The sequence below is a fragment of the Corynebacterium occultum genome, assembly GCF_009734425.1.
Taxonomy (GTDB): domain Bacteria; phylum Actinomycetota; class Actinomycetes; order Mycobacteriales; family Mycobacteriaceae; genus Corynebacterium; species Corynebacterium occultum.
Genome location: NZ_CP046455.1, coordinates 3,053,734 through 3,077,183, shown reverse-complemented (window position 1 = coordinate 3,077,183; position 23,450 = coordinate 3,053,734). Strand labels below are relative to the sequence as shown.

The window sequence follows — 23,450 nt, the reverse complement described above, 5'->3', positions numbered from 1 at the left end:
CCGTCACTTTCGTCCGAGGATACCCCCATCAATGCTAGTTATTGCCTGAATTTGAGGCATCGGCGGCGCGGCGGACAGCCTCCAGGTCCACGGCTGGTGCGGGCGCCTCATCATGCCCACCGCAACCGCAGCCCCCATCCGTGGAGCAGCTGCTGCAGCCATCATCTTCCTGGTTCTGGGCATCCAGCAGGGTGGCGGCGCGGGCACCGACATTTGCACCCGAAGCCAGGGCGATGATGCCGATGACCAGGGCCACGGCCGGGAGAATCCAGACCCAGCCGCTGGCGACAAAGGAGATGAGGCCACCGAAGACCAGGGCCACACCACCGAAGATCCACAGCGGCCCGGCGACCGCATGCGCGCTATTCCAGATCTCCCGGGACTTACGGACCTCGGGCACACGGAGGCCGATGACCTTATTGCCCGGGAGTCGGCGGGAGGCCGCCATCACTCCGACAGTGAGCAGTACGAGGGCCAGGACGAGGAGAACTACACCGATCAGCACGTTCATGACAACAACCTTAACCCTGAGTTATTCCCGGAGAGAAACCCGGTGAGCGGTTTACCGTGGGCTTTTGCTCACCTTCCCTCCCCTCCCCCACCGGGATGTTTCACGTGAAACATGTCCCGGCGACTGAGCTATGTCTTACCCATGGGGGTGTTGTAACGTCAATCACGCTGCCGTGTACTGTTCCGGCACCAAGACAAACCCCCCGGGCTTTCCCACCTTTTCCTGCACCCGCTCCGGGCGACGCCACGGCGTCGTCAAGCGTTGTTCTTCCCGCGGGGAGGTGTGGCGGACCGGTCCCACCTTGAGACACAGAAAGAGGACCATGGACATCAAACGTCTCTCCTCCTCGCTGCTGGTCCGGATCATCATCGCGATCATCCTCGGCTCCCTCTGCAGCTTGTTCTTCCCGGAGTGGCTGGCGCGCATCTTCGTCACCTTCAACGGACTCTTCAGCAACTTCCTCAACTTCTTCGTGCCGGTGCTGATCTTCGCGCTGATCACCCCAGCCATCGCGGGACTGGGGCGGGGTGCCGGGAAGTGGCTGGGAGTCACCACCGGCATCGCCTACGGCTCCACCATCCTGGCCGGCCTGCTGGCTTATGGTGTGGCCCGGGGCGCCTACCCCTGGATGCTCGGTGAGGGTGAGAACGTGGAGATCGCCGATATCGACGAAGGTGCCCTCACCTCCTACTTCAGCATCGAGATGCCGCCGCCCTTCGAGGTGATGACCGGCCTGCTGCTGGCCTTCTGTGTGGGCCTGGCGATGTCCGTGGTCAAGTCCGACACCCTCTACAAGGCCAGCCGTGACCTGGAGCGCGTGGTGATGAAGGTGATCAAGGTCTTCGTCATTCCCCTGCTGCCCTTCTTCATCTTCGGCATGTTCCTCTCCCTGGGCATGAACGGCAACCTGCTGACCACGATCTCGGCCTTCGCCAAGGTGCTGGTCCTCTCCATCGTGATGACCCTGGTCTTCCTGCTCTTCCAGTACTTCGTGGCGGGTGCGATTGCCAAACAGAACCCCTTCAAGGCGCTGCGCAACATGGCTCCGGCCTACGCCACCGCCCTGGGCACCTCCTCCTCCGCGGCCACCATCCCGGTGACCTACCAGTCCGCGCTGAAGAACGACGTCGACGTCAATGTCGCCGGCTTCGTCATCCCGCTCTGTGCCACCATCCACCTGGCCGGTTCGATGACCAAGATCACCCTCTTCGCCTTCGCCATCGTCCACATGTCCGGCATGGAGGTCAGTGCTGGCCTGGCCATCGGCTTCCTGCTGATGCTGGGTGTCACCATGATCGCCGCCCCGGGTGTGCCGGGTGGTGCCATCATGGCCGCCGTCGGCCTGCTCTCCTCCATGCTGGGCTTCAGTGATGATCAGGTCGCCCTGATGATCGCCGCCTACATCGCCATTGACTCCTTCGGCACCGCAGCCAATGTCACCGGTGACGGCGCCATCGCGATGGTGGTCAACAAGTTCGCCAAGGGCAAGATTCCCGAGACCCGCCCGGAGGACGAGGAAGATCGTATCCTCCTGGACATCTCCGGCCGGGATGCGGTGGAGCACCGCAAGACAGCTGAATTCGAGAAAGAACACCCCCACGCCCACGATTACCCCAGGGACTGATCCTCCTCCCCCACCTCCAAAAAGAGCGCACCATCTGATGATGGTGCGCTCTTTTTCATGTCTATCCGCTTATCGACAGCCCCTGGGTTTTTAGTTCGCTGTTGTTGCGACCTGTGCGGGCTCGAGCAGGTTCTGGGCGAAGAACTCGGCCAGGGCGGCGGTGTCATCCAGCGGCAGAACCGCGGCGACGTGCTGGTCGGGGCGGACCACGATGATGGCACCATCCCGGCTGATGCCACGGGCCTCGAAGTAGTCATCCTCCTTCAGCGAGGACCAGACGTTCTCCCAGTTCTGAAGCTGGAAGGGGCCGACGCGGGGGAAGAAGAGCTCGGGGGCGTCGAAAAGCTCGAAGTCGTGGTAGTGCTGCTGGTAGATGGCCTTGATGTCGAAACGGGCGTTGCGGTCCCCCTCCGTCGGGGTGAAACGGTTCAGGGGGGACTCCGGATCCTGGTCCATCCACTCCGCCCACTCCCGCAGCCTGGACTGCTCTGCCGGGGCCGGCTGGTCGGCGAAGGCGTAGATGCGCCAACGGCCGTCCGCGACATGCTCATGGCCGATGTGGGTGGCCACGGCATCACAACGGCGCATGGCGGGGTGGGACTTGAAGCGACGACCGACCGGGTAGCCGGTGGCCAGATCCTGGTGCTCAGTGCCGGCGGTGATGATGTTGTCGGAGTACTGGGTCAGGAAACCGGCGGCGAACTCCTCGGCCTCGACATAGAACTTCTCCACCGCCTCCGGATCCTCCAGCTGATCGACCGGGGTGGCCATGAGAGTGGACCATTCCTTGTCGAAGGCGATCAGGGCTGCAGCGGCGGGGTGACGCTCACCGTGGTAGGTGCGCAACAGGGAGGTCGGGGCAACCCCGGAGAGCACCTGACCCAGCTTCCAGCCGATGTTGAAGCCATCCTGCATGGAGACATTCATGCCCTGGCCGGCCTTGGCGGAGTGGGTGTGGCAGGCATCGCCGGTGAGGAAGATGCGCGGCACCGCATCCTCGGGAGCATCGGCGGGAAGGTCATCGAAGCCGTCGACCAGACGGTGGCCCACCTCGTAGACGGAGTGCCAGGCAACATCCTTCACGTCCAGGAAATAGGGGTGCAGAATGTCATTGGCCTTCTGGATGACGGTCTCCAGCGGGGTGGAACGGACCTTGTGGTTGTCATCCGCCGGGACCTCACCGAGGTCGATGTACATGCGGGAGAGGTAGCCACCCTCACGCGGGATATGCAGGATGGAGCCGGACCTGGAGTGGATGGCGCACTTGGTGCGGATATCCGGGAAGTCACTGTCCACCAGCACATCCATCACGCCCCACGCGTGGTTGGCCTGCTTGCCCTCGAGCTTGCGGTCGATGGAGTCACGGACCCGGGAGCGGGCGCCATCCGAGCCGACGACGTGCTTGGTGCGGACGGTGCGGGTGTACTCCCCCTCCCCCTCCGTGATGCGCTTCAGTTCCACGAAGACCGGGTACTCGGCATCAGCCGGATCCTCGGAGATCCGCAGGGAGAGGAACTCCCAGCCATAATCCGGGGTCATGCGGGAGGGCGACCACTTCATGAAACGTGCGAAGTAGTCCAGCACGCGGGCCTGGTTGACGATCGTGTGCGGGAACTCGGAGATGCCGTGCTCATCATCGATGGGGCGGGCACCCCGGATGATGTTCCCCGGGTTCTCCGGATCCTGGTTCCAGAAGGCCATCTCAGTCAGGTGGTAGGCCTCCTCGATGATCTCGGTGGCGAATCGGAAGGCCTGGAAGGTCTCGTTGGAACGGGACTGGATACCATCGGCCTGTCCGAGCTGGAGGCGATGATCGCGACGCTCGATGATGCGGGTGTGGACATCCGGGAACATGGACATCTGTGCGGCGGTGATCATGCCGGCCGGGCCGGTGCCGACGATCAGGACATCCATGGTGTCGGGGAGCTCTGTCGGACGGTTGAGACCGATGCCGGCTGCCGGGGCCTGCTTGGGGTCCTGGGAAACGTAGCCGTGATGATGGAACTGCATGCTGTCCTCCTGGAAGTTGAGTGATCGGGTCTTCGGTGACTTCGGTGAGTGTGGGGCTTTAGTGCTTCAGTGAAGTAGCTCCCACACGCTCTGGCCCTGTGACTCTTGACGCATGGGGTCTTATCGTATACGAATCGTATATTTTTGGCAGCACTATCAGAAACTATTTACTGAGCATGAAATGTCCCGTGGACTGCTCTTCCTCATGATCCGGACCCAGCGGGATGCCGGAGCGGTCCTTCAGCAGCAGGATGGCGATCAGACCGACCATGGTGGCACCGACCAGATAGACGCTGACTGCGGTGGTGCCGCCGGTCGCCTCAACCAGGGCGGCGGCAATGGTCGGGGCGAAGGCACCACCCAGGATGGAGCCGATGGCGTAGGTGATGGAGACGCCGGAACCACGGATGGAGGCCGGGAAGAGCTCGGCGTACATGGCGGACTGCTGGCCGTAGGTGAAGCCCAGGCCGGCGGTGAGGAAGATCAGGGCGCCGGTGATGATCCCCAGGTTTCCGGTGTTGACCAGCGGGAAGAGCGCAGCTGCGCCGATGGCCTGAATGAGGAAGCCGATGATGTAGGTGTTGCGGCGCCCCAGGTAATCGGAGACGAAGCCAGCCAGCAGGGTGAAGAGCATCCAGGATGCCGCGGAGCAGGTGACGGCGAGCAGGATCGGGCCGCGCTCCAGGGCCAGGCCATCCGGGTTGGTGGCGTAATTCTGGATGTAGCCACCGGTGGTCATGTAACCCACGGTGCCGTTACCGGCGAAAACCAGGGCACCGGTGATGACCAGCGGCAGATGGCGGCGGAAGAGCGTGCCGACGGGACTGCTGGGGGCAGTTTCCTTACGCGCTGCGATCTCCTCGAACACCGGGGACTCATCCACGCCACGACGGATGTAGAAACCGACCAGGACCAGCAGGATCGAGAAGAGGAAGGGGATGCGCCAACCCCACTCCATGAAGGCGTCACCGGGGGCGAGCACGTTCATGATGGCCAGCGCGCCGGAGGCCAGGAGCAGGCCGGCGGGAACGCCGACCTGGGGTCCGGCACCGAAGAGGCCGCGCTTATTGTCCGGGGCGTGTTCCACGGCCAGCAGAACCGCGGAACCCCACTCGCCACCAGCGGAAATGCCCTGGAGGATGCGGAAGAGGATCAGCATGATCGGGGCCCAGATGCCGATGGAGTCATAGGTGGGGAGCAGGCCGATCAGGGCGGTGGCGCCACCCATGGTGAAGAGGGTGACCATGAGGACCACACGACGGCCGAGGCGGTCAGCGTAGTGACCGGCCAGGAAGGCTCCCAGTGGGCGGAAGAGGAAGGACAGGCCCACCGTCAGGAAGCTGACGATGGTGGCTGCGCCCGGTCCGAGGGGGCCGAACATGAGCTGGTTGAACACGAGTCCCGCCACGCTGGCGTAGAGGAAGAAGTCATACCACTCGATGGCGGTGCCAATGGTTGTGGCGGCGACGACGCGGCGTCGTTCCGCCCTTGTTGTCTGAACCGATGAGGCTGCTGTTTCAGCGATCATGAAGTCTCCATATGAAATGTGTTATTGGCCATTCAGTGCGAAATCTTGTGATTGCCAACACTTGCACTGCTGTGATGGATCATATACGATCGCCCTCAGAATGCAATAGCATCTGATAAACGACTAAGGAGATCCCGTGGCACAAGATCTGACGGTTCCGGTGAAGCCGGGCAAAATCATCGCCGTTCATGTGGCCTTCAACTCGCGGGCGGCGCAGCGTGGCCGGTGGCCCAAGAAGCCCTCGTACTTCCTGAAGGCGGCCAGCTCACTGGCACCTTCGGGTGCCGAGATTCAACGCCCGGAGGGCACCGAACTCCTGGCTTTCGAGGGTGAGATCGCCCTGGTCATCGGCGAGGCGGCCAAGAACGTCTCGCTGGAGCAGGCCTGGGATCATGTCGCCTATGTCACCGCCTCCAATGACCTGGGCATCTATGACTACCGGGCGCAGGACAAGGGCTCCAACACCCGCTCCAAGAGCCGGGACGGTTTCACCCCGCTCGGCCCGGAGCTGATCGACGCCCGCCACATCGATCCGAAGGCCCTGCGGATCCGCACCTGGGTCAATGGTGAACTGGTGCAGGAGGATGGAACCTCCGATGAGGATCTTATTTTCCCGCTGGCACAGTTCGTCGCTGATCTCTCCCAGCACATGACCCTGGAGACTGGGGATGTCATCCTCACCGGCACCCCGGCCGGTTCCACCGTCATCGTCCCCGGTGATGTGGTCGAGGTTGAGGTGGACGCCCCCACGGCGGCAGGGGCACCGACCTCCGGGCGCCTGAGCAACACCGTGGTCTCCGGCCCGGGAGACTTCGACCCCGAGATCGGCATGCTGCCCAATATTGACGATAAGCAGCGCGCGGATGCCTGGGGCACCCCGGAACTGGCCGGCCTGCCGACGGATCCTCATGCCATCAGCCCGGAGCTGCGCGCCAAGCTCATGGCCGCCCCCACCGCCGGACTTTCCGCCCAGTTGCGGGCCCGCGGTCTGAATCAGGTCGTCATCGAAGGTGTCTACCCTCAGAATGTCGGCACCAAGATCGTCGGCCCCGCCCGCACCCTCCGTTTCCTCCCGGAGCGGGAGGACCTCTTCAAGACCCACGGTGGTGGTTTCAACGCTCAGAAGCAGACTTTTGACGGGGTTCGCGAGGGCGAGGTCCTGGTCATCGAGGCCCGCCGCCAACCGGAGTCCGGCACGCTCGGCGATATCCTCGCCATCCGTGCCAAGGCTCGGGGTGCGGCCGGAGTGGTCACCGATGGCGGTGTCCGTGACTACGAGGCTGTCCGCGAGATCGGACTGCCGGTGTTCACCCAGGGCGCCCACCCCGCAGTGCTGGGGCGTCGTCACGTTCCCTGGGACTTTGACCTGGCCATCGGCTGCGGCAATGCCACCGTGGTCCCCGGTGACCTCATCGTCGGTGATGATGACGGTGTCATCGTGATCCCCCGCGCCCTCGCCGAAGAAGTCGCGGATGCGGCCCTGGCCAAGGAGCATGAGGATGAATGGGTCGCCCAGCGGGTTGCCGAGGGGGGCCGCCTCGACGGGCTCTTCCCGCCGACCGGTGCCAACAAGGAGGCCTACCAGGCTTACCTGGCCGCCAACCCGGTGAAGTTCCCGACCCCCGAAAACGGGACCGCTCATGACAGTCGATGATGACAGCCATGCCGGGAACCTGAAATCCGGCGGAGCCAAGCTCAGTAAATCAGAGCAGGCCTACCGCTGGCTCAGGGAGAAGATCCGCACCCGCGAGTATGAACCGGGACACCGCCTGGTGCTCAGCACCCTGGCCACTGAACTCCAGTTCAGCGTGGTGCCGGTCCGGGAGGCGATCCGCCAGCTGGAGGCCGAGGGACTCGTCGACTACGAACACAACGTCGGTGCGCGGGTCTCCACCCTCAACCGTGCCGCCTACTTCGAAACCATGGAGACGGTGGCGCTGCTTGAGGGGAGGGCCACCGCGCTCTCCGTGCCCTACCTCGAACCCGGGGACCTGGCCCGGGCGAAGGAACTCAACGAGAAGATGGAAGCCCTGCTCTCCGACTTCGATGCCGAGACCTTCACCGAACTGAACAAAAAATTCCACACCTCACTCTTCTACAAGTGCCCGAATGCCCGGCTGATTCAGCTGGTCTATGACGAGTGGGAACGCCTGGATTATTTCCGGGTCTCCACTTTCCGTTATGTCCCGGAACGCGCTCGGGACTCGGTCCGGGAACACCGCCAGCTGGTGTCCCTGATCGAAGCCGGCGCTGAACCGGATTATCTGGAGAAGCGGGCCCGGGAACACCGGATGCGCACCTCCCACAGTTATCGCGAACAGATCGCCCGTTCCTTCCACTACTGAATCCCCCCTGCTTTCGAGAACCCCCAAGGAGACCCTCCCCATGTCCTATGACAACGACAGCGCAAAGCCCGCGAACCTGCCGGACAAGCTCCGTCACTACATCGGCGGCGAGTTCGTCGACTCCATTGACGGTGACACCTTCGAGGTCATCAATCCGGTGACCAACGAGGCCTACATCGAGGCCTCCTCCGGCAAGGTCGCCGATGTCGCCGCTGCGGTGGCCGCAGCCAAGCAGGCTTTCGAGGAAGGCCCCTGGCCGAAGATGCTCCCCCGGGAACGTTCCCGCGTGCTGCACAAGATCGCCGACATCGTCGAGAGTCGGGGCGATGAGCTGGCCGCCATGGAGTCCTATGACTCCGGCCTGCCGATCACCCAGGCCCTGGGTCAAGCACGTCGTGCCGCCGAGAACTTCCGTTTCTTCGCCGACCTGATCGTCGCGCAGCATGATGACGCCTTCAAGGTCCCGGGCCGCCAGATCAACTACGTCAACCGTAAGCCGATCGGTGTCGCCGGCCTGATCACGCCGTGGAACACCCCCTTCATGCTGGAGTCCTGGAAGCTGGGCCCGGCCCTGGCCACCGGTAACACCGTCGTGCTCAAGCCGGCCGAGTTCACCCCCCTCTCCGCTTCCCTGTGGCCCGGCATCTTCGAGGAGGCCGGACTGCCCAAGGGTGTATTCAACCTGGTCAACGGTTTCGGTGAAGAGGGTTTCGCCGGTGACTCCCTGGTCAAGCACCCCGATGTCCCCCTGATCTCCTTCACCGGTGAGTCCCGCACCGGTCAGATCATCTTCGCCAATGCGGCCCCCTACCTGAAGGGCCTGTCCATGGAGCTGGGTGGCAAGTCCCCGGCCATCGTCTTCGATGACGCAGACCTTGACGCCGCCATCGACGCCACCGTCTTCGGTGTGTTCTCCCTCAACGGTGAGCGTTGCACCGCCGGCTCCCGCATCCTGGTCCAGCGTGGCATCTACGATGAGTTCGTCGAGCGCTACTCCGCCCAGGCCAAGCGCGTGAAGGTGGGCCTGCCCTCCGACCCCAAGACCGAGGTCGGTGCTCTGGTTCACCCCGAACACTTCGAGAAGGTCATGAGCTATGTCGAGATCGGCAAGTCCGAGGCCAAGCTGATGGCCGGTGGCGGCCGTCCCGAGGGCTTCCCGGAGGGCAACTTCGTGTCCCCGACCGTCTTCGCGGACGTCGCCCCGGATGCCCGCATCTTCCAGGAGGAGATCTTCGGCCCCGTCGTCGCCATCACCCCCTTCGACACCGAGGAAGAGGCCCTGGAGCTGGCCAACAACACCGACTACGGCCTGGCCGCCTACATCTGGACCGCTGACCTCAAGCGCGCCCACAACTTCGCCCAGAACGTCGAGGCCGGCATGGTCTGGCTAAACTCCAACAACGTCCGTGACCTGCGCACCCCCTTCGGCGGCGTGAAGGCCTCCGGCCTGGGCCATGAGGGAGGCTACCGCTCGATCGACTTCTACACCGATCAGCAGGCGGTCCACATCAACCTCGGTGAGGTCCACAACCCGGTATTCGGCAAGCAGGAAGAAGCTGCCGCGAAGATCGACGGCTAGCACCTCCCCCACCCCCCAAAATCCTTCTGAAAGGTAAATAGTCATGTCTGAGAACACCGCTGTCACCGCCCCCGACATCCTGCGCTGCGCCTACATGGAGATCGTGGTCACCGACCTGCAGCGCTCCCGCGACTTCTACGTTGACGTCCTGGGTCTCGTGGTCACCGAAGAGGACGAGAACGCCATCTACCTGCGTTCCCTTGAGGAGTTCATCCACCACAACATCGTCCTGAAGAAGGGCCCGGAGGCCGCCGTGGGCGTGTTCTCCTACCGCGTCCGCACCCCAGAAGACGTCGGCCTGGCTGAGGAGTTCTACAAGGCCCGTGGCTGCCGTGTCGAGCGCCGCAAGGAAGGGTTTGTCAAGGGCATCGGCGATTCCGTCCGCGTTGAGGATCCGTTGGGCTTTCCCTACGAGTTCTTCTACGAGGTCGACCACGTGGAGCGTCTGGCCTGGCACTACGAGCTCTACACCCCGGGTGCCCTGGTCCGTCTTGACCACTTCAACCAGGTGACCCCGGATGTCCCGAAGGCCGAGAAGTACATGGAGGATCTGGGTTTCCGCGTCACCGAGGCCATCCGCGACGCAGAGGGCACCACCTACGCCGCGTGGATGCGCCGCAAGCCCACCGTTCACGACACCGCCATGACCGGTGGCGACGGCCCCCGCATGCACCACATCGCCTTCGCCACCCACGAGAAGCACAACATCCTGTCCATCTGCGACAAGCTGGGCGCCCTGCGCATGTCCGACCACATCGAGCGGGGCCCGGGCCGCCACGGTGTCTCCAACGCCTTCTACCTCTACCTGCGTGACCCGGACGGCCACCGCATCGAGATCTACACCCAGGACTACTACACCGGCGACCCGGACAACCCGGTCGTGGTCTGGGATGTTCACGACAACCAGCGTCGCGACTGGTGGGGCACCCCGGTCGTCCCCTCCTGGTACACCGATGCCTCCCGTGTCCTCGACCTCGACGGCAACCTGGTCCCGCTGGTCACCCGCACCGATGCCTCTGAGCTGGAGGAAACCATCGGCGCCGACGGTTTCTCGTACACCCGCAAGGAAGAGGAAGAGTCCATGCCGGAGTGGAAGAAGGGCGAGTTCAAGCTCGGCCACCAGCTCTAGACCCGTGCCCCCCTGGATAAACATTGAAAACACCTCAGGCGCCTGGACGTGATAGGAAACTAAACTCCGGGCGCCTCAAGGCCTGATGAACCCAGAATTATTGACAGTCCTGGAAAAGCTAGTCCAGCAGAAAGGGAACACGGACCATGCTTGAAGAATCTGCGATTCATAAGATCGCTGATGATCTGGCTGCGGCCGAGGAAAACCGCACCATGATCCCCCGGCTCACCGCCCAGTACCCCGACATGAAGGTCGAGGATTCCTACGCGGTGCAAAACGAATGGAAACGCCGGGGCATCACCGCCGGCCGCACCCTCGTGGGCCGGAAAATCGGCCTGACCTCCCGGGTCATGCAGGAAGCCACCGGCATCACCGAACCCGACTACGGAGCGATTTTCAAAGACCAGGTCTACGACAACGGCTCCGAGATCGAACACGACCGATTCTCCAACGTCCGCATCGAAGTCGAACTGGCCTTCGTCCTCAAAGACGACCTCGCCGGCCCGGATGTCAGCATCTTCGATGTGCTCCGCGCCACCGAATACGTCGTCCCGGCCCTGGAGATCCTCTCCTCCCGCATCGAGATGGAAGGCCGCACCATCGTCGACACCATCGCCGATAACGCCGCCCTTGGAGCCATGGTCTACGGTGGTCGCCCCGTCGCCCCGGACGCCATGGACCTGCGCTGGGTCTCGGCCCTGCTCTACCGCAACCACACCATCGAGGAAACCGGCGTGGCCGCCGCGATCCTCAACCACCCCGCCACCGGTGTGGCCTGGCTGGCCAATAAACTCGCCGACCACGGCGACCACCTTTCCGCGGGAGACATCATCCTCGCCGGATCCTTTACCCGCCCGATGTGGGTGTACCCCGGTGACACCGTCCATGCCGACTTCGGCGCCTTAGGAGATATCACATGTCGTTTCATCTAGAACTACCCGCAACCTTCACCCAGCGCGTGGTCCAGGCCACCCGCCCCCAGATCGGCATGTGGATCTGCTCCGGTTCCCCGGTCGCCGCGGAAATCCTCGCCGGTTCCGGCATGGACTGGGTGCTCATTGACGGCGAGCACTCCCCCTACGGCCTGGAGACCATCACCGATCTGCTGCGCGCCACCGCCGCCTACCCCGCGACCCCGGTGGTCCGCGTCCCGGCGGTGGACCGCGTCCTGATCAAGCAGTACCTCGATCTCGGTGTCCAGAACCTCATGGTGCCCATGGTCCACAACCTGGAGCTGGCCCAGGAGGCCATCGCCTCGGTGCACTACCCACCCACCGGGGTCCGCGGGGTCGGCTCCGCCCTGGCCCGCGCTGCGCGTTGGGGTGCGGTCCCGGACTACCTGAACACCGCTGCGGACACCATCTGCCTGATCATCCAGATCGAATCCGCCGAGGGGGTGGACAACGCCGCGGCGATCGCCGCCCTGGACGGGGTGGATGCCGCGTTCATCGGCCCCTCCGACCTGGCGGCCTCCATGGGACTGCTGGGCCAGCAGACCCACCCGGAGGTGGTCGCCGGTGTCAAACAGTCCATCCAGGCCTTCACCCAGGCCGGCAAACCCGTCGGTGTCAACGCCTTCAACCTCGATCAGGCCCGGGACTACCTGGAGGCCGGTGCCAACTTCGTCCTGGTCGGTGCCGATGTGCAGCAACTCGGTGTTGCCGCCCGTGGTCTGGTCGATACCTTCATCACCCCGTTGGAAGGGAAGTAAATCCATGAGCGTCACTATCGCTGAACTACTCGCCAAGGTGCCCACCGGACTGCTGATCGGGGATGCCTGGGTCGAGGCCTCCGATGGGGGCACCTTCGAGGTGGAAAATCCCGCCACCGGCGAGATCATCGCCACCCTGGCCTCGGCCACCAGCCAGGACGCGATCGCCGCCCTGGATGCCGCCTGCGCGGTCCAGAAGGACTGGGCACGCACCCCCGCCCGGCAGCGTGCCGAGATCCTGCGCCGTGGTTTTGAGCTGGTCGCCCAGCGCGCGGAAGAGTTCGCCACCTTAATGACCCTGGAGATGGGCAAACCCATCGCCGAGGCCCGCGGCGAGGTCGCCTACGGCAATGAGTTCCTGCGTTGGTTCTCCGAGGAAGCCGTCCGACTCTACGGCCGCTACGGTGCCACCCCGGAAGGATCCCTGCGGATGATGACCACCCGCAAACCGGTCGGCCCGTGTCTGCTGATCACCCCCTGGAACTTCCCGCTGGCCATGGCCACCCGCAAGGTCGCCCCCGCGATCGCCGCGGGTTGTGTCATGGTGCTCAAACCCGCCCGGTTGACGCCGCTGACCTCCCAGTACTTCGCCCAGACCATGCTCGATGCGGGACTTCCTCCCGGGGTGCTCAATGTGGTCTCCGGTAAGTCCGCCTCGGCGATCTCCAACCCGATCATGGAGGATGACCGCCTGCGCAAGGTCTCGTTCACCGGTTCCACCCCGGTGGGCCAGCAACTGCTGAAAAAAGCCGCGGACAAGGTGCTGCGTACCTCCATGGAGTTGGGTGGAAACGCGCCTTTCCTGGTGTTCGAGGATGCGGACCTGGATCTGGCGATCGAGGGTGCGATGGGGGCGAAGATGCGCAATATCGGAGAGGCCTGCACCGCCGCGAACCGTTTCCTGGTTCAGGAGTCCGTGGCTGAGGAGTTCGGCCGTCGTTTCGCGCAGCGCCTTCAGGAGCAGGTGCTCGGCAACGGTCTCGATGAGTCCGTGACCGTGGGCCCCCTGGTTGAGGCCAAGGCCCGCGATTCCGTGGCCGCGCTGGTCGACGGTGCGGTCGCCGAGGGAGCGACAGTACTCACCGGTGGTAAGGCCGGGGAAGGTGCGGGGTATTTCTACCAGCCGACGGTGTTGACCGGGGTGACCGCCCGGTCGTCGATCTTCGCCGAGGAAATCTTCGGCCCCGTCGCCCCGATCATCACCTTCCGTGATGAGGCCGAGGCCATTGAGTTGGCCAATGACACCGAGTACGGGTTGGCGTCCTATGTGTTCACCCAGGACACCTCCCGGGTGTTTCGGGTCTCTGACCAGTTGGAGTTCGGTCTGCTCGGGGTTAACACCGGGGTGATCTCGAATGCGGCGGCACCCTTTGGCGGGGTAAAGCAGTCCGGGATGGGCCGTGAAGGTGGTTCGGAGGGTATCGAGGAATACACCTCGGTGCAGTACATCGGTATCCGCGATCCTTACGCGGACCAGAAGAAGTAGTACACCTGGCTCAAATTGAGCCAGCCAACACCCTCACCCGGTAGGCGCTCGGGGACTCGCCGTAGGCCGCCCGGAAGGCCCGCGAGACCTGGGACGCCTCGGGCAGGCCGTAGCGCTGCCCGATCATCTGGATGGTGTCCCTGGCGTGACGGGGGTCCGCCAATTCGCGGCGGATCCCCTCCAGCCGCAGGTTGCGGATGAAATTGGCCACCGTGAAACCATTCTCCGCGAATTGGGTGTGTAGGTGACGGAGCGAGACGAAGAGCGCCTCCGCGACGGTGCCCGGACGTAGCTCCACATCATGCAGGTTGGCGGCGATATAGTCGGTCGCCTGGCGGAAGAGCTCCCCAGAGGGCGGGGGTGCATTGTGATGTAGCTCTGCCGAGAGAACCGTCACCAGCATGTCCAACGCCGAGCGCACCAGAGATCCGGCATGCGGACCATTGAGCACCTCGAAATTCATGGCCAACTGCTCAAAAAGTGGCACCGCAACCCGCCCCAGACCGGAATCCCCGGAGATCCGGGTGGCGGTGACCTGGGCGATGTCCTCTGGAATGAGGTGGACGAAATGCTCCGGGAAGTGCACCACCAGGGTGTGCTGCGGCTCCGGGAAATGAAGGCGGTAGGGACGCTGGCTGACATAGAAAGCCAGGTCACCGGGGTATAGGACGCACTCCCGGCCATCCTGGGAAACCGTGCAAACCCCCTCCAGCTGAAGGCTCAACTTGCCGAAGGATTCGGTTGCCTGGGCAGTTGCCGCGGGCCGTCGTTCCACGGTGTGTGCCGGGGTCTGCAGGTCATAGAGCGTGACATCACCGGTGCGCAGCATGCTGACCTGGGCCTGGAAGCTGGCCGGGTCAGGGGTATCGATCTGCAGGGTTCCGAAAGCCGCGGAAGCATCCGCCCGCCACTGGCTGAAGTTTCTGCTCTGGCTCGGCGAAAGCAGGGAGGGGGACATGCAACCTTCTCACATGATGTCCGTCACACTCAGTGCCAAGTAGTGTGCACGGTAAGTCAATCCGGGAAATGTATAGAAGTTAACAATAGGCCACAACATCACATCCTCGAGGAGAAACCATGAACGAGACCACCACCATCGCCCTGAACTCCTATGCCCAGCTGCTGGCCGCCGTTGATGCTGGCGAGCAGGGCCGCGAGATCTTCGACCCCGCCACCGGCGAGCTGGTGGGTCACGCCCCCCGGCACAGTGTCACGGACCTGCATCGCGCGGTGGACAGCGCCGTCGATAAGCAGAAGGAGTGGGCGAGCCTCAGCGACGCCGAGCGTTGTGACTACCTGAACCGTGCCGCTGATGCCGTGGAGGCCTGCGCTGAAGCGCTGGCGGAGCTGATCTCCCGGGAACAGGGCAAGCCACTCAGTGGTCCCGGGGCACGCTTCGAAGCGGGGGCCTGTGCCACCTGGCTGCGGGTCACCGGCTCCCATGACATCTCTGAGGAAACCCTCGTTGATGACGGTGAAACCCATGCGGTGCTGAACTACCGCCCCATCGGCGTGGTCGGGGCGATCGGCCCCTGGAACTGGCCCGCGATGATCACCATCTGGCAGATCGCCCCCGCCCTGCGGATGGGTAATGCCGTGGTGGTCAAGCCCTCCGAATACACCCCGCTGACGGTGTTGGCCCTGGTTGAAATTCTCAACACCGTCCTGCCGGAGGGTGTGCTGCAGGTGATCTCCGGGGACGGTGAGGTGGGGGCCGCGATCAGCACCCACGAGAAGATCGCCAAGATCATGTTCACCGGTTCCACCGCCACCGGCAAGAAGATCGCCGAGGCCTCTGCCGACACCCTCAAGCGCCTCACCCTGGAATTGGGCGGCAATGATGCGGGCATCGTCCTGCCGGATGCGGATCCCGCCGCCATCGCCCAGGATCTCTTCTGGGGTGCGTTCATCAATGCCGGTCAGACCTGCGCGGCACTCAAGCGCCTCTATGTCCATGATTCCCTCTATGAGGCGGTCTGTGAGGAATTGCGCAAGGTGGCGGAACAGATGCCCATGGGTGTGGGCATGGATGAGCAGAATGTGCTGGGCCCGTTGCAGAACAAGATGCAGTTCGACATCGTGGACCGCCTGGTCAAGGCAGCCACCGACTCTGGTGCACGTGTACTACTCGGGGCCAACCCCGACTATGAGGCACCGGGCTACTTCTACCCCACCACCCTGATCGCCGATATTGACCCGGATAATCCCCTGGTGGTGGAGGAGCAGTTCGGTCCGGCCCTGCCGATCATCCGCTACTCCGATGTGGAGGAGGCCATCGCCGAAGCCAATAAGCTGGATGTCGGCCTGGGAGCCTCCGTCTGGTCTGCCGACCGGGTGAAGGCCCGTGAGGTGGCGGCCCGGATCGAGGCTGGCACGGTGTGGATCAACTCTCATGGCGGGGTCGACCCGCGGATTCCCTTCGGTGGCATCAAGCACTCCGGTTATGGTGTGGAGTTCGGGGTCGAGGGGCTCAAGGGAGTTGCCCTGCCGCAGGTGATCAACGGTTAGTGCCCTCCCCTGGGGTCGAAGCCCCGCCACATGAGGAAATTCTTTTCTGAATTCGGGGGCGAACTTCTATTGCTTGCCCCATACTGTGGGGTGTGAGTATTACCTGGCTCACACCCCCTGTCGCAGCTTTCCGTACCCAAGGAGGGTCAATTGAAGAACGCCATAGTGATCGGAGCCGGGATCGTGGGTCTGTCCACTGCCTGGCACCTGCAGGAACGTGGATTTGAGGTCACCGTCCTCGACCGTGAGGGAGTGGCTGCCGGGTCCTCCTGGGGCAATGCCGGTTGGCTGGCACCCGCGAAGACCATCCCGCTCTCCGATCCGAGTCTCTGGCGCTATGGCCCGAAGGCGATCTTTGATCCCGATGCGGCACTGAGCATGCCGGTACGCATCGACCCGAAGCTCTGGATGTTCCTGGCCCGCTTCATGCTGCAGGCCACTGAACGTTCCTGGGACAACACCATGGCCAACCTCACCCCCATCGACATGGCAGCTCTCGCGGCCTTCGAGGAGTTTGAGTTGGGTGGCGTGGATGCCATGATCCGCAAGGGTCCCTATGTGATCGGCTTCGAGAAGGAGGAGCAGTCCAAGGGATTCCTCCGGGAGATCGCCGGTGCGGTGCGCCACGGTCAGGAGGCGGAGATGACCCGCCTGGACAACCCCCAGGAACTGGCTCCCATGCTCTCTGATGAGGTTCAGGTGGCCTACCGTCTGGAGGGGCAACGTTTCATTGAGCCGGGACCCTATGTCCAGGCCCTGGCCAAGTCCGTGGAGGAGCGCGGCGGGATTATCCGCAGTGGGGTGGAGGTCACGCATGTGGCCAAGGGTTCCCGCCCCGCGGTGATCCTGGCTGATGCTTCCCGTGAGGAGGCTGATGAGGTGGTCATCGCCACCGGTGCGTGGCTCCCCCGCCTGGCTCGTGAGTACGGGGTACGCACCCTCGTGCAGGCTGGCCGTGGTTACTCCTTCACCGTGGAAACCGATAAGCCTGCCGAGCACCCCCTTTATCTGCCGCATCACCGCATGGCCTGCACTCCTTACCAGGGACGTTTCCGCATCGCCGGAACCATGGAGTTCCGACGCCCGGATGAGCCGCTCTACCCGCGTCGTATCGAGGCGATCGTCAACCAGGCGAGCCGCCTGATGCGGGGCATCAACTTCGAGGAACGCCAGGACGAGTGGGTGGGCTCCCGCCCGGTCACCCCAGATGGAATCCCACTGATCGGCCAGACCAAGGCGGAGCATATCTATGTTGCTGGCGGCCACGGGATGTGGGGTGTGGTCCTGGGTCCGGCAACCGGCAAGTACCTCGCCCAGCTTATTGACACCGGTGAAACTCACCCCGTGATCAAGCCCTTCGATCCCTTGCGCTGATCTCCGGCCCTGCTTATCGACGCCCCCCTGCCCACCACGGCCCGTGGTGGGCTTTGGCCGTTGTGGGGATTGTTTAGAAGGGTGGTTCCTCCTCCCGGGTTGTCTCCTCCTGGGTCGGGGCGGTACGGCGTTTGTTGACCCGTTGGGCACGACGCTGCATAAACGACTGCGCAAACAGTGTGCCCGGCCGAGACAAGGGCCCCAGAAGGTGAGGTCCTGGCGGTTGCGGTGGGTGGTCCAGTGTGCGGCGGGGTCGGTGGGGTCGGTGTGGCGGTAGTAGGGGTGTGGGGTGGTGTGCATAGGCGTCCCTGGGCAGGCTCGTGCATGGAATGTGTGTTCGATATCGAAGTTGGGACACGGCCCGGGCATGCCCACCACCCTGGGGGTATCCTGAATCTATCTTCCCAGCTCATGCCATGAAACAGTGGGGGCACCCGTTCGGGAAATCCTACACGCATACAGGTTCGAAAATGGAGAGCGGATTCACTCTGGATAGTCCACGCTTCCCGGCTCTTGTTCTAATACACCTGTATTAGAAGGGTATGCGGTGGGGCATTCCAGGGGGTATCTCAGACGCAGCCCACCCAGGCGGACCTACTGCTCTGTCTGCCGAGCCTGGGGCTCCACCGGGGTGGGCGGGGCGTCGATAAGCACTGGCTGGGGAGCCTGCTTCGGGTGGAGACGGAGGATGTGCAGTGAGACCATCCCGGCGATGATCGGCAGGATGATGGCCGGAATCAGGCTACCGATCAGCAGGATCGTGAGAATGATGCTGAACCACAGGGCAGCCAGGGTGCGGGCCTTGTGGGCAGGCGTCATCGCGTGGTTGTAATAGTTGCTGATGTAGGTGCCGAAGGTCTTGTGGGTGACCAGATAGTTGTGCAGTCGTTGGGAGCTGCGGCCGAAACAGTAGGCGGCCAGCAGCATGAAAGGGGTGGTGGGGAGGATCGGCAGGAAGATTCCGATCGCGCCGAGGGCAAGGCTCAGCGAACCGACCACGATGAGAAACCCCTTGAGCATGGACCCAGCATAACCCCTCCCCAACTGGCCCTGAAAGTATTTGGTGTTCAATAACACTTTCGCCATGACCTGGGAGAAAGTATGTCGGGACAGCTCAAACTGGGGTACACCTGAAGATATGGATTCCTCCTCCACCGGTGCTCCCGGGCCGGATAAACGCGCCTGGCTGCTGCCTACCTTGCGGGGGGCCCGCTCCTCACTCAGCGCTGACCTGGTTGCGGGTTTAACACTGGCGGCGATTGGCCTGCCCGGTTCCATGGCTGCTGCCCAGCTGGTGGGGGTCTCCCCTGCCCTGGGTCTGCTGGCTTTTGTGGTGGGTGCCTTCACCTTCCTTCTCTTCGGTGGGCACCGCATTCTTTCGGTGGGGCCGGACTCCTCCATCGCGCCAATGTTGGCGGCTGGTGCTGCCGGTCACGCCTTGGCCACCGGAGCAGGGGAAGAGAAGGTGGACCCTGGGGCGTTGCTCCTGATCTCCTTGATGGTTGGTGCCATCTTGATTGTGATCGGCCTGTGCCGTGGGGGTTGGATCACCCAGTTCCTCTCCCGCCCGGTGACTGCCGGTTTGTTGGCCGGTGTGGGATTGAACATCATTGCCTCGCAGCTGCATATTGTGCTGGGCATCAATGAGCCGACCAGTGGTTCCGTCCCGGTGCAGGTGCTTGATGTCCTGGACAGTCTGGATGAGATCAACCTCTGGGCGGTGATTCTGGCTCTGGTGGTGCTGGCGATCAGCGGTGGGGCGGCGCGACTCAGCCCCCGATTCCCAGGCCCACTGCTGGGGTTGGCGGTGGTTGCTCTGATCACTGCTTTCGGCGGGCTCAGGGAGCGCGGCGTGGAAACACTGCCCTCGGCGGAGTCGGTGTGGCGGCTCCCCGACTTTGGTGCGGTGCCCTGGGGGCAGGCCTCCGAGATGCTGGTTCCGGCACTGGTCATTGTGGTGCTGGTGACGGTGCAGACCGGTGCCACTGAAGCCGCCACCAAGCAGGGACAGGCCACCCTTGACCGGGATCTGGGGGCTATCGGGGTGGCCTCCGTGGTGGCTGCCGGGGCTGGTGCTTTCGCACTGAATGCTTCCCCACCCCGCACCCGTCTAGTACAGCAGGCTCGGGGCAGGAGCCAGGTGAGTTCCCTGATGGCTGGTTCGATGGTGCTGCTCGTGCTCTTCTTCGGTACCGGTCTGCTGCCGCTGCTGCCGGTGGCTGCCCTGTCTGCGGTGTTGATGCAGATTGCTTTCTCGCTGATCCGTTTCGATCAGCTGCGACATATCGCCCGTTTCAGTAAGGCGGAGCTCGGCATCGCACTGGGCACCATTGTGCTGGTTGCTGTGCTGGGCATTGTGCCGGGTGTGGGAATCGCGGCCGTGGTCACCCTCCTGGACCGCACCCGGCGTGAGGCCCGCCCCCCGGTTTACCGCAAGGGTCTGATCCCTCAGTCCAACCATTGGGTGCCCGTGGATGCCGGGGTGGAGACGGTTCAGGTGCCGGAGGTGCTGGTCTGGTCGGTGGAGGCCCCGATCTGGTACGCGGATGCTGATTATGTGATCCAGAAGCTCCATGAGGAATTGGATGCCGGGGATTATTCAGTGGTGGTGCTGGATGGGGCGGCGGTCTCTGATCTGGATTACACCGGTGTGATCGCCCTGGGAACCCTCATTGATCACATGCTTGATGAGGGCCTCTCGGTGTTGGTGGCACGGGCCACCCGAACCACCCAGGAGGCGTTAGCGCGTGCGGGCCTGCTGGAGAAGGTGAAGTTGCACCCCACCGTCTCTGATGCGGTGAAGGAGGGGGCTGAGATCGCCGGCCTGGAGGATGAGTTCCGGGCTGCCCGGGCGAAGAAGAAGGATCTGGCACGGTTGGCGGAGGATGGCATGGATCAGGCGGAACTGTTGGAGGGTGTGGATGACCCCACCGAGGACCTGGATGTGCCACCGGAAGGGGAAACATCCCGGCAGGAGGAACATCATCGGGAGCAGCGAGCGGATCCTTAAATCCAGGGGCACATCCCTGGCGGCGGCAACCGCTTCCCTTCTAGGCTGGGTGTCATGAACATGGAGTACAAGGTTGTGGAAATGCGGGAGGGCTGGCTGGGCGGCAAGATGTCCGGCGAGAAGCTGGAGAAGCTGCTCAATAAGGAGGCCCGGGATGGTTGGCGTTATAAGTCGATGACCTCGGTGGATGTTAAGGGTCGTATCGGGCCCAGCGGGGTGGACGGTGTCCTGGTGGTCTTCGAGCGCGATGCCGGGTAGCGGTCGGATCAGACCCGTCCTAGATGATTGATTCCTGGGGTTCAGGGGCTTGCCCATCGACATCAGCACACCGACCTTATGGGTGGCCTCGTTGAGCTGGTTACTGGCGTATACGCCTCCCCCGCGATCCGGGAGACCTGCCGCTCTCTCGGAGTCAGGCAGTCGAGGGGAACGATCGGCAGCAGCGCTGATGATGCGCTGGCGTACCCGCTCCACCACCACACGCCAGCGGTGTTCGAGGAGCGTCATCCTGCTATGATGACGCAACCAAACCTATCTTTGGCACATTCATGCTGCCCCTCGTTGCGGATACGACAAGCGGGTGGATGTGCCTGCAGCTGCACGCTTCTGAAGCACCGTTATTGAACGAGGTTGATTCCCATTACTCCGGACCATTTTGCCGCGGAAGACTTGCTGACCTGGGAACACGACGGGGTGGCAGGTTCAGCCATGTGGTGGTCGGCAAATGACCGGGTAGCGCCCAAGAAGCTTGTCGCGGTCGATGACCGGCTCAGCACGGCTCAGGCAATGAGGTATGCAGCTCAGGGCACGGCAATGCTATGGCTGGGCGACTTCTATAACGCAAAACAAATTTTGAGTGCAATAGATCGACGCCTAGCAAAGGGGCGGGGGCGGTCAGCAGCTCAGCCTGTCGTGACCGATGCAGAGGAGTTTTACCGTATCCGCCAGGCCAGAGCCCAACGTTCGCGGATGATGTCATTGGTTCTGGTGCCGCTCACCTTTGACCCACAGAGTGGGAGGGCAATAGTGCCTCTGCCTCGGGCCCCGCACGTTGGTCCGGCGGTTGAGTTCGGATACGGGCAGCGCCCCAGCTCCGGCGAAGAGGGTGCCGTGGTGAGTCTACAAGAGCTGATCGGGGTGCAAGGCGCCTATCAATGGTTCTTGAACGGCGTGGACGTTCCCGCTTTGAACGCGAAGATTCACCCTCACTACGGTACGTTTTTGCCCACCCGTCACGAGTATGTCGATCTTGTTGCCCAGGCACCGCTGAACAATCGGAATTTAGCGTTCGATATTGGCACCGGCACTGGCGTACTGGCCGCAGTACTCGTGAACCGTGGCGTGAAAAAGGTGTTGGGAACAGACCTCAGCCAGCGTGCGGTGGACTGCGCGAACGACAACTTCGCTCGACTGGGCATGCAAGGCACGGCAGAGGCTCAGTTGACCAGCATGTTCCCTGCAGGACGGGCGCCGCTCATCGTCTGCAACCCACCATGGTTGCCGGGCAGCGCGACAACCACACTCGATGCAGCAGTGTATGACCCCGGTAGCAAAATGCTGCTGCAATTTCTGGCCGGGTTGCCGCGTCACCTCACGGATGACGGAGAGGGTTGGTTGATCCTCTCTGATCTCGCCGAGCTGCTTGGCTTGCGCAGTCGACAGATACTTCTGGACGCAATTGACGAGGCGGGGCTTCACGTGATCGATCGGCTCGACACCACGCCCACCCATAGGCGAGCGAAAGATAGCTCAGACCTTCTACACGCCGCACGTTCGAAGGAAGTCACCTCGCTATGGAGATTGCAAGCAAAAGGGCCTGTACCGCGGCGGTGAACGTCAGACACAGGGTGGACCGTCCTAAGCGATGCTCAAGACTGCTCCCCCGTTCCCCGCGAGCCGCTATCGTCCCACGCACGTGGGCGCGAACCAGCAGAATCGGGCGGACGGGTCCCATGATGAGGAACTTCATCGTGTTCTGCAGGCACACAAGAGCCAGGATGTTGAGCCGGTTTGCTGGTTTGGACTGGTCAGGCGTGGGACATCGCTGATAACCAGCCGGACTTCCGACGAGTTATCAGCAACCGCATATTATTCAGCAGTCCCCTAACAGCCCCACTCCTGCTCTGCGCCGGAAAATCCCGGAATGCCCGGGGTTGGACAACGCCACTATCATGAGATCATGTTTGCCATCATGACCGTCACCGGTGCCGACCACACCGGAATCATCGCTCAACCAAGACTGTTAGTCACGACACTCTACTAGGCTGGATTCATGATTGAACATCCTGTGAAGGTGGCTGAGCTTTCAGAGCTTGAACCGGGTGCCGCAGTGGTGATCCCCCCGGAGGTTTCCGGGCACAGCGGGCCCATCGCACTCTTTAATACGGATGGCGGTTTCCGGGCGGTGGAGGATCTGTGCACCCACCTCGGTGCCTCCCTGGCGAAGAGCAGGGTGGAGGGCAATGAGGTGGACTGCTGGCTGCATCATGGCCGCTTCTGCCTGGACACCGGCAAGGCCACGAAGTACCCGGCGCGGGAGCAGCTCGCCACTTTCCCGGTGGAGGTCCGCGGTACCGCGGTCTGGTTGTTGCCCTGAAAGCCCGGAGCGCGCTTATCGACGCCCCCCTGGATGACA

The 23,450-nt window shown here is 63.2% G+C and carries 19 protein-coding genes; 14 read left to right on the top strand and 5 right to left on the bottom strand.

Annotated features, from left to right (window positions below):
* Positions 1–34: 34 nt before the first annotated feature.
* Positions 35–511, bottom strand: coding sequence for an SdpI family protein (locus tag COCCU_RS13840; RefSeq protein ID WP_156232377.1), 477 nt, complete (start codon positions 509–511; stop codon positions 35–37).
* Positions 512–833: 322 nt separating this feature from the next.
* On the opposite strand from COCCU_RS13840, the gene COCCU_RS13835 reads away from it, so the two are divergent.
* Positions 834–2,135: a dicarboxylate/amino acid:cation symporter gene (locus COCCU_RS13835; protein WP_156232375.1), complete on the top strand. Its 1,302-nt coding sequence runs from the start codon at positions 834–836 to the stop codon at positions 2,133–2,135.
* 90 nt (positions 2,136–2,225) lie between these two features.
* Here the strand turns inward: COCCU_RS13835 and COCCU_RS13830 are convergent, their stop codons facing one another.
* Together COCCU_RS13830 and COCCU_RS13825 are read right to left on the bottom strand one after the other, a co-directional pair.
* Positions 2,226–4,145, bottom strand: coding sequence for an FAD-dependent monooxygenase (locus tag COCCU_RS13830; protein ID WP_156232373.1), 1,920 nt, complete (start codon positions 4,143–4,145; stop codon positions 2,226–2,228).
* 163 nt (positions 4,146–4,308) lie between these two features.
* Positions 4,309–5,673 carry an MFS transporter gene (locus tag COCCU_RS13825; protein WP_156232371.1) on the bottom strand — a complete coding sequence of 455 codons (1,365 nt, stop codon included), beginning with the start codon at positions 5,671–5,673 and terminating at the stop codon, positions 4,309–4,311.
* A gap of 136 nt (positions 5,674–5,809) precedes the next feature.
* Here COCCU_RS13825 and COCCU_RS13820 point away from each other — a divergent pair, with 136 nt between their 5' ends.
* The 7 genes from COCCU_RS13820 (at position 5,810) to COCCU_RS13790 (ending at position 13,923) form a co-directional block, all read left to right on the top strand.
* The gene (locus tag COCCU_RS13820; protein ID WP_197088381.1) at positions 5,810–7,327 is read left to right on the top strand and encodes a fumarylacetoacetate hydrolase family protein; all 1,518 of its coding nucleotides are present in this window, start codon (positions 5,810–5,812) and stop codon (positions 7,325–7,327) included.
* Positions 7,314–8,018 (top strand): GntR family transcriptional regulator, encoded by a 705-nt coding sequence (locus COCCU_RS13815; protein WP_156232369.1) that lies wholly within the window; start codon positions 7,314–7,316, stop codon positions 8,016–8,018. Before COCCU_RS13820 ends, COCCU_RS13815 begins: the two co-directional genes overlap by 14 nt.
* Positions 8,019–8,058: 40 nt before the next feature.
* On the top strand, positions 8,059–9,597 hold the full coding sequence (gene hpaE / locus COCCU_RS13810; protein ID WP_156232367.1) for a 5-carboxymethyl-2-hydroxymuconate semialdehyde dehydrogenase: 1,539 nt from the start codon (positions 8,059–8,061) through the stop codon (positions 9,595–9,597).
* A 43-nt stretch (positions 9,598–9,640) separates the two neighbouring features.
* A complete protein-coding gene (gene hpaD, locus COCCU_RS13805) occupies positions 9,641–10,726 on the top strand; it encodes a 3,4-dihydroxyphenylacetate 2,3-dioxygenase (protein WP_156232365.1) in 1,086 nt (361 codons plus the stop codon).
* Between the two features lie 146 nt (positions 10,727–10,872).
* Positions 10,873–11,658: a 2-oxo-hept-4-ene-1,7-dioate hydratase gene (gene hpaH / locus COCCU_RS13800; RefSeq protein ID WP_156232363.1), complete on the top strand. Its 786-nt coding sequence runs from the start codon at positions 10,873–10,875 to the stop codon at positions 11,656–11,658.
* Positions 11,643–12,437 (top strand): HpcH/HpaI aldolase family protein, encoded by a 795-nt coding sequence (locus COCCU_RS13795; RefSeq protein ID WP_156232361.1) that lies wholly within the window; start codon positions 11,643–11,645, stop codon positions 12,435–12,437. Before hpaH ends, COCCU_RS13795 begins: the two co-directional genes overlap by 16 nt.
* Positions 12,438–12,441: 4 nt before the next feature.
* Positions 12,442–13,923 (top strand): NAD-dependent succinate-semialdehyde dehydrogenase, encoded by a 1,482-nt coding sequence (locus tag COCCU_RS13790; RefSeq protein ID WP_156232359.1) that lies wholly within the window; start codon positions 12,442–12,444, stop codon positions 13,921–13,923.
* A 10-nt stretch (positions 13,924–13,933) separates the two neighbouring features.
* On the opposite strand, the gene COCCU_RS13785 is transcribed toward COCCU_RS13790, so the two are convergent.
* Positions 13,934–14,881, bottom strand: coding sequence for an AraC-like ligand-binding domain-containing protein (locus COCCU_RS13785; protein WP_156232357.1), 948 nt, complete (start codon positions 14,879–14,881; stop codon positions 13,934–13,936).
* Between the two features lie 119 nt (positions 14,882–15,000).
* Between COCCU_RS13785 and COCCU_RS13780 the strand changes: the two genes are divergently transcribed.
* The gene (locus tag COCCU_RS13780) at positions 15,001–16,431 is read left to right on the top strand and encodes an aldehyde dehydrogenase family protein (protein ID WP_197088380.1); all 1,431 of its coding nucleotides are present in this window, start codon (positions 15,001–15,003) and stop codon (positions 16,429–16,431) included.
* Between the two features lie 150 nt (positions 16,432–16,581).
* Positions 16,582–17,805, top strand: a complete 1,224-nt coding sequence (locus COCCU_RS13775) for an NAD(P)/FAD-dependent oxidoreductase (protein ID WP_156232355.1) — start codon at positions 16,582–16,584, stop codon at positions 17,803–17,805.
* A 594-nt stretch (positions 17,806–18,399) separates the two neighbouring features.
* Here the strand turns inward: COCCU_RS13775 and COCCU_RS13770 are convergent.
* Entirely contained in the window at positions 18,400–18,825 is a 426-nt protein-coding gene (locus COCCU_RS13770; RefSeq protein WP_156232353.1) for a YbaN family protein, read from the bottom strand.
* A gap of 118 nt (positions 18,826–18,943) precedes the next feature.
* Here COCCU_RS13770 and COCCU_RS13765 point away from each other — a divergent pair, with 118 nt between their 5' ends.
* From COCCU_RS13765 to COCCU_RS13750, 4 genes are all read left to right on the top strand, one after another.
* Positions 18,944–20,815 (top strand): SulP family inorganic anion transporter, encoded by a 1,872-nt coding sequence (locus tag COCCU_RS13765; RefSeq protein ID WP_197088379.1) that lies wholly within the window; start codon positions 18,944–18,946, stop codon positions 20,813–20,815.
* 60 nt (positions 20,816–20,875) lie between these two features.
* Positions 20,876–21,073: a DUF4177 domain-containing protein gene (locus COCCU_RS13760; protein ID WP_156232927.1), complete on the top strand. Its 198-nt coding sequence runs from the start codon at positions 20,876–20,878 to the stop codon at positions 21,071–21,073.
* A gap of 372 nt (positions 21,074–21,445) precedes the next feature.
* Positions 21,446–22,648 (top strand): methyltransferase, encoded by a 1,203-nt coding sequence (locus COCCU_RS13755; RefSeq protein WP_231598796.1) that lies wholly within the window; start codon positions 21,446–21,448, stop codon positions 22,646–22,648.
* Between the two features lie 439 nt (positions 22,649–23,087).
* The gene (locus COCCU_RS13750) at positions 23,088–23,411 is read left to right on the top strand and encodes a non-heme iron oxygenase ferredoxin subunit (RefSeq protein ID WP_156232350.1); all 324 of its coding nucleotides are present in this window, start codon (positions 23,088–23,090) and stop codon (positions 23,409–23,411) included.
* The last annotated feature ends 39 nt before the right edge of the window (positions 23,412–23,450 follow it).

Coding starts and splice junctions, on each gene's coding strand:
- COCCU_RS13840 (WP_156232377.1), bottom strand. CDS start 511: ATGAACGTGCTGATCGGTGTAGTTCTCCTCGTCCTGGCCCTCGTACTG.
- COCCU_RS13835 (WP_156232375.1), top strand. CDS start 834: ATGGACATCAAACGTCTCTCCTCCTCGCTGCTGGTCCGGATCATCATC.
- COCCU_RS13830 (WP_156232373.1), bottom strand. CDS start 4,145: ATGCAGTTCCATCATCACGGCTACGTTTCCCAGGACCCCAAGCAGGCC.
- COCCU_RS13825 (WP_156232371.1), bottom strand. CDS start 5,673: ATGATCGCTGAAACAGCAGCCTCATCGGTTCAGACAACAAGGGCGGAA.
- COCCU_RS13815 (WP_156232369.1), top strand. CDS start 7,314: ATGACAGTCGATGATGACAGCCATGCCGGGAACCTGAAATCCGGCGGA.
- hpaE (WP_156232367.1), top strand. CDS start 8,059: ATGTCCTATGACAACGACAGCGCAAAGCCCGCGAACCTGCCGGACAAG.
- hpaD (WP_156232365.1), top strand. CDS start 9,641: ATGTCTGAGAACACCGCTGTCACCGCCCCCGACATCCTGCGCTGCGCC.
- hpaH (WP_156232363.1), top strand. CDS start 10,873: ATGCTTGAAGAATCTGCGATTCATAAGATCGCTGATGATCTGGCTGCG.
- COCCU_RS13795 (WP_156232361.1), top strand. CDS start 11,643: ATGTCGTTTCATCTAGAACTACCCGCAACCTTCACCCAGCGCGTGGTC.
- COCCU_RS13790 (WP_156232359.1), top strand. CDS start 12,442: ATGAGCGTCACTATCGCTGAACTACTCGCCAAGGTGCCCACCGGACTG.
- COCCU_RS13785 (WP_156232357.1), bottom strand. CDS start 14,881: ATGTCCCCCTCCCTGCTTTCGCCGAGCCAGAGCAGAAACTTCAGCCAG.
- COCCU_RS13780 (WP_197088380.1), top strand. CDS start 15,001: ATGAACGAGACCACCACCATCGCCCTGAACTCCTATGCCCAGCTGCTG.
- COCCU_RS13770 (WP_156232353.1), bottom strand. CDS start 18,825: ATGCTCAAGGGGTTTCTCATCGTGGTCGGTTCGCTGAGCCTTGCCCTC.
- COCCU_RS13765 (WP_197088379.1), top strand. CDS start 18,944: ATGGATTCCTCCTCCACCGGTGCTCCCGGGCCGGATAAACGCGCCTGG.
- COCCU_RS13760 (WP_156232927.1), top strand. CDS start 20,876: ATGGAGTACAAGGTTGTGGAAATGCGGGAGGGCTGGCTGGGCGGCAAG.
- COCCU_RS13750 (WP_156232350.1), top strand. CDS start 23,088: ATGATTGAACATCCTGTGAAGGTGGCTGAGCTTTCAGAGCTTGAACCG.